Raw genomic sequence first — 4,944 nt, 5'->3', positions numbered from 1 at the left:
GGCCGAGATGGTGCCGACCTGAGCGATGGCCTTGGTGTCAGCGCAAGGCTTGGACAGGGCTTTGAGCTCTTTGACGATGGCGATGGTCGCTTTGTCGATACCGCGCTTCAGGTCCATCGGGTTCATGCCGGCAGCGACGGCTTTCAGGCCTTCGTTGACGATCGACTGAGCCAGAACGGTAGCGGTGGTGGTGCCGTCGCCTGCGTCATCGTTGGCACGGGAGGCAACGTCTTTGACCAGCTGCACGCCCATGTTTTCGAAGCGATCTTTCAGCTCGATTTCTTTGGCAACGGAAACGCCGTCCTTGGTGATGGTCGGAGCGCCGAAGCTCTTCTCGATGATCACGTTACGGCCTTTAGGGCCCAGGGTCGCTTTTACTGCGTCAGCCAGGACGTTGACACCCGCGAGCATTTTCTTGCGGGCGGAATCGCCGAATTTAACTTCTTTAGCAGCCATGATCGATATTCCTTAAATACTTTGTAGTAGCGGGAAAATGAGCGGGGAATCAGCCTTCGATTACTGCGAGGATTTCGCTCTCGCCAATAACCAGCAGGTCTTCGCCGTCAACTTTCACAGTGTTGCTGCCGGAGTAAGGGCCGAACACAACCTTGTCACCCACTTTCACGGCCAGCGCACGCACTTCACCGTTGTCCAGTGCTTTGCCTGGGCCTACGGCGAGGACTTCACCCTGGTTTGGCTTTTCAGCAGCCGAACCTGGCAGGACGATACCGCCAGCGGTTTTCTTTTCTTCTTCGCTGCGACGGACGACGACGCGGTCATGCAGAGGACGAAGCTTCATTGTCGATCTCTCCTAATTGTGGTTTTCATCGGCCGGTGTAGTCCCGGCGGGTTTAACAAATCCGGCGGCGCCGGGTGCGGTTCGTCAAGCGAACCGCGGAAGTCTGTCTGGCGCAATTGCCAGAAACCTTGCGGTGACCGTTACATAAGGGCGTACAAGCTTATTTCAAGGGCGGGGAGCGAAAATTTTTATCTCAATGCCCTGAAAATGAACACGGCACCCGAAGGTGCCGTGTCGATGGAAGTGTTACTTGGAATCGCGGTGTTCGAACTCGCCTTCGATCACATTGGGCTCACGGCCCAGTGGCTGCTGCGGAGCAGGACCGCCCCGTGGCTGAAGGTCATCGGCGAACGCACGCTGACGCATCGCTTGTTCCTCGGCGCGCAGACGCATTTTGTTGGCCAGCAGTCGACGAGAGATCGGCAGCAACATGATCAGGCCCAGCACATCGGTGACGAAGCCCGGCAGGATCAACAGACCGCCAGCCAGGGCCAGCATCAGGCCTTCGAGCATGGTCTGGGCCGGCAGCTCGCCGCGGTTCAGGCTTTCACGGGCGCGCAGCGCAGTAGCCAGACCGGCGATGCGCAGCACGAACACGCCGAGCATCGAGCCGAGAATGACCAGCAGCAGGGCCGGGAAAAACCCGATCGCCCCGCTGACCTTGACGAATACGAACAGCTCCAACACCGGGAACAGTACAAAGAGCAACAAAAAAGGGCGCATCAAATGGTTCCTCAACGCAAGAATGCCTTGCCAGTTTTCCTTAGATGACGTCGCCGTTTCGTGAATTCAAGCGTCGGCCACTTCATTTTTCGGCCAATGCTCGGCGTGAGCCAGGAAAACCAAGGCTTCCCGGACTTGTGTCGGCGTATTACAAGGCGTTTGAAACGGCAGCCAGTAGAGCCCCTGACCGATGCGCAAGTGCATGCCTTCGGTGTCGATGCCGGCCAATTGCGCCGGTGCAGTTTTCGGTAGCCCCGCCAGCTCGACGTAGTGGGCGATGGCTTTGGCGTGATCGGCATTCATGTGCTCGACCATGCTCACTTCGGCTTTGCCGGCGAACGGGTTGGCCAGGGTCAACTGATCGATCCAGTGGATCGCACCGAAGCCACCGATGTAGCGGTGACGTACCTCGTTGAGCACCCAGAAATCGAAATCATGGACCTTGTGATAGTTCTGCGAATCGGGGAAATAGCGGTAGTAACGCTCGGCGGCCGCCTCGATGGCAGCGGGGTCTTGCAGCTTTTCTGCCTCGGCGAGGTAAGTCAGGCGACCAACGGCTTGTACGTCTTCGGCTTCACGCTCACCCACCAGCAGCGAACATTTCGGATCTTTCTGCAGGTTGTGAGTGTGCTGAGCGATGCGGCTTATAAGGATCAGCGGTCGGCCCTGCTCATCCAGGCAGTAGGGAACCACGGAGCCAAACGGGAAACCGGGCATCGCTTTGGAGTGCGTCGAGAGCACTCCACGGTATTCCTTGAGAAGCAATTCTCGGGCATGCTTAGCCACTACAACGCTCAATTTATGACTCCTTATATAGAATCCGTCAAAAAAACGGACAGGCGCCTGGGTAAAGTTCCAGCACGCCATAGGGGCAGTTCTCATGTGCAGCCAGGCCATATCAGGCTCAGATCGAGAGGCTCTCTAGAATAGAAGGAAAACCACTCCGAACTGCTATGGGGCTATGCGAATGCAACTCACTGACAAAGTAATCATTATCACCGGCGGTTGCCAGGGTTTAGGCCGCTCCATGGCCGAGTATCTTGCAGGCAAAGGCGCGAAGCTGGCGCTGGTGGACCTGAATCAGGAAAAACTCGACGCCGCCGTCGCGGCTTGCAAAGCCAAGGGTGTCGAGGCCCGTGCCTACCTGTGCAACGTCGCCGATGAAGAGCAAGTGACCCATATGGTCGCCCAGGTGGCAGACGATTTCGGCGCGATCCATGGCCTGATCAACAATGCCGGCATTCTGCGCGACGGCCTGCTGCTGAAGGTCAAGGACGGCGAAATGACCAAGATGAGCCTGGCCCAATGGCAGGCGGTGATCGACGTCAATCTGACCGGTGTGTTCCTGTGCACCCGTGAAGTCGCGGCAAAAATGATCGAGCTGCAAAACAGCGGCGCGATCATCAATATCTCGTCGATTTCGCGCGCCGGCAACGTTGGCCAGACCAACTACTCCGCCGCGAAGGCCGGTGTCGCTGCGGCGACCGTGACCTGGGCCAAGGAACTGGCGCGCTACGGCATTCGCGTGGCGGGCATTGCGCCGGGTTTCATCGAAACCGAGATGACCCTGAGCATGAAACCGGAAGCGCTGGAGAAAATGACGTCCGGGATTCCGCTCAAGCGCATGGGCAAACCCGAAGAGATTGCCCAGTCGGCCGCCTACATTTTCGAGAACGACTACTACACCGGTCGGATTCTGGAATTGGATGGCGGGTTGCGGATCTAGCTTCAACACAAAACAAATGTGGGAGCGGGCTTGCTCGCGAAAGCGGTGGTTCAGTCAACTTATCCGTTGAATGTTATACCGTCTTCGCGAGCAAGCCCGCTCCCACAATGGATCGCATTGCTTCAGCGAATCAATCGTCGCTGATGGTGATGTTCGGCATCGCCGGCGTTACCGCTTCCTGCAACACAATCCGCGCGCCGACATGGCGGGCCAGTTCCTGGTAAACCATCGCAATCTGACTGTCCGGCTCGGCGATCACCGTTGGCTTGCCGCCATCGGCCTGTTCGCGGATCAGCATCGACAGTGGCAACGAAGCCAACAGTTCGACACCGTACTGGTTGGCCAGCTTCACACCGCCCCCCTCACCGAACAGATGCTCGGCATGCCCGCAGTTGGAGCAGATGTGCACGGCCATGTTTTCCACCACGCCCAGCACCGGGATGTTGACCTTGCGGAACATCTCCACGCCCTTGCGTGCGTCCAGCAATGCCAGATCCTGTGGGGTGGTCACGATTACCGCACCGGCTACCGGGACTTTCTGCGCCAGAGTCAGCTGGATATCGCCGGTGCCTGGCGGCATGTCGATGACCAGGTAATCCAGATCGCCCCAGGCCGTTTGCGTGACCAGTTGCAACAAGGCGCCGGAAACCATCGGCCCGCGCCAGACCATCGGCGTGTTGTCGTCGGTCAGGAACGCCATGGACATCACTTCGACGCCATGGGATTCAATCGGAATGAACCACTTCTGATCCTTGACCTTTGGTCGGGTACCTTCAGGGATGCCGAACATGATGCCTTGACTTGGGCCGTAGATATCCGCGTCGAGAATCCCGACTTTGGCGCCTTCGCGAGCCAGCGCGAGGGCCAGGTTGGCAGCCGTGGTGGACTTGCCCACGCCACCCTTGCCGGACGCCACAGCCACGACGTTCTTGACGTTGGCCAACCCCGGAATCTGCGCCTGAGCCTTGTGCGCGGCGATCACACTGGTGATCTCGACGCGCGCGGTGACGACGCCGTCCAGGCCTTCGATGGCCAGTTGCAGCAACTGCGCCCAGCCGCTTTTGAACAAACCGGCGGCATAGCCCAGCTCCAGCTGGACGCTGACGCGATCACCCTGGATGTCGATGCCGCGCACGCATCCGGCGCTGACCGGGTCCTGGTTCAGGTAAGGGTCGGTGTATTGGCGAAGGACGGCTTCCACCGCTGCGCGATTGACGGCGCTCATGGGCAACTCCGATAGCAAGACTGGAAAATCAGACGGGTATCCTAACCGTTCTGTCGCCCGGACGGCATGCTTTCAGGATGTGACAAATAACCGATGGTTGAATGCGACCTGTAGCAGCTGGCGAAGCCTGCGTTCGGCTGCGCAGCAGTCGTGAATCCGGGAAACCCGGACTACCTGAAACACCGAGGTGCCTGGTTTTACGACTGCTGCGCAGCCGAACGCAGGCTACGCCAGCTGCTACAAAGGTCCGTGAAGGCTGGCCTTGGGGGTGAAAAATATGCGCCAGCGCTTTATAGTGGCCGACCTCCGTTTCATCAAGTAGCCGAGCCCCATGTCCGAGCCACGCAAGATCCTCGTCACCAGCGCCCTGCCCTATGCCAATGGTTCGATCCACCTCGGCCATATGCTGGAATACATACAGACCGATTTGTGGGTGAGCTTCCAGTAGCATCGCGGTAACCAATTCATTTA

At 58.5% G+C, this 4,944-nt stretch carries 6 protein-coding genes and 1 pseudogene; 2 read left to right on the top strand and 5 right to left on the bottom strand.

Features of this window, described 5'->3' with window-relative positions; all coding sequences use genetic code 11:
- The 4 genes from ACIPLA_RS27920 to ACIPLA_RS27905 all read right to left on the bottom strand — a co-directional run.
- Positions 1-456, bottom strand: a 456-nt coding sequence (locus ACIPLA_RS27920) for a TCP-1/cpn60 chaperonin family protein (RefSeq protein ID WP_401177681.1), incomplete at its 3' end; no start/stop codon positions are given.
- A gap of 49 nt (positions 457-505) precedes the next feature.
- On the bottom strand, positions 506-799 hold the full coding sequence (locus tag ACIPLA_RS27915) for a co-chaperone GroES (RefSeq protein WP_007898444.1): 294 nt from the start codon (positions 797-799) through the stop codon (positions 506-508).
- A 246-nt stretch (positions 800-1,045) separates the two neighbouring features.
- Positions 1,046-1,522, bottom strand: a complete 477-nt coding sequence (locus tag ACIPLA_RS27910) for an FxsA family protein (protein ID WP_123500746.1) — start codon at positions 1,520-1,522, stop codon at positions 1,046-1,048.
- Positions 1,523-1,588: 66 nt separating this feature from the next.
- On the bottom strand, positions 1,589-2,320 hold the full coding sequence (locus ACIPLA_RS27905; RefSeq protein WP_218399023.1) for a HugZ family protein: 732 nt from the start codon (positions 2,318-2,320) through the stop codon (positions 1,589-1,591).
- Between the two features lie 169 nt (positions 2,321-2,489).
- On the opposite strand from ACIPLA_RS27905, the gene ACIPLA_RS27900 reads away from it, so the two are divergent.
- Positions 2,490-3,248 (top strand): SDR family oxidoreductase, encoded by a 759-nt coding sequence (locus ACIPLA_RS27900; protein WP_192345612.1) that lies wholly within the window; start codon positions 2,490-2,492, stop codon positions 3,246-3,248.
- 130 nt (positions 3,249-3,378) lie between these two features.
- Here ACIPLA_RS27900 and apbC read toward each other — a convergent pair whose 3' ends face one another.
- Positions 3,379-4,473: an iron-sulfur cluster carrier protein ApbC gene (gene apbC / locus ACIPLA_RS27895; RefSeq protein WP_218399021.1), complete on the bottom strand. Its 1,095-nt coding sequence runs from the start codon at positions 4,471-4,473 to the stop codon at positions 3,379-3,381.
- 331 nt (positions 4,474-4,804) lie between these two features.
- Between apbC and ACIPLA_RS27890 the strand changes: the two are divergent.
- Positions 4,805-4,918 (top strand): annotated as a pseudogene (locus tag ACIPLA_RS27890) (class I tRNA ligase family protein); the annotation flags it as partial.
- Positions 4,919-4,944: the final 26 nt, after the last annotated feature.

The organism is Pseudomonas sp. NPDC086112, from assembly GCF_044746425.1.
Lineage (GTDB): Bacteria > Pseudomonadota > Gammaproteobacteria > Pseudomonadales > Pseudomonadaceae > Aquipseudomonas.
This window is presented reverse-complemented; position numbering and strand designations above follow the sequence as displayed.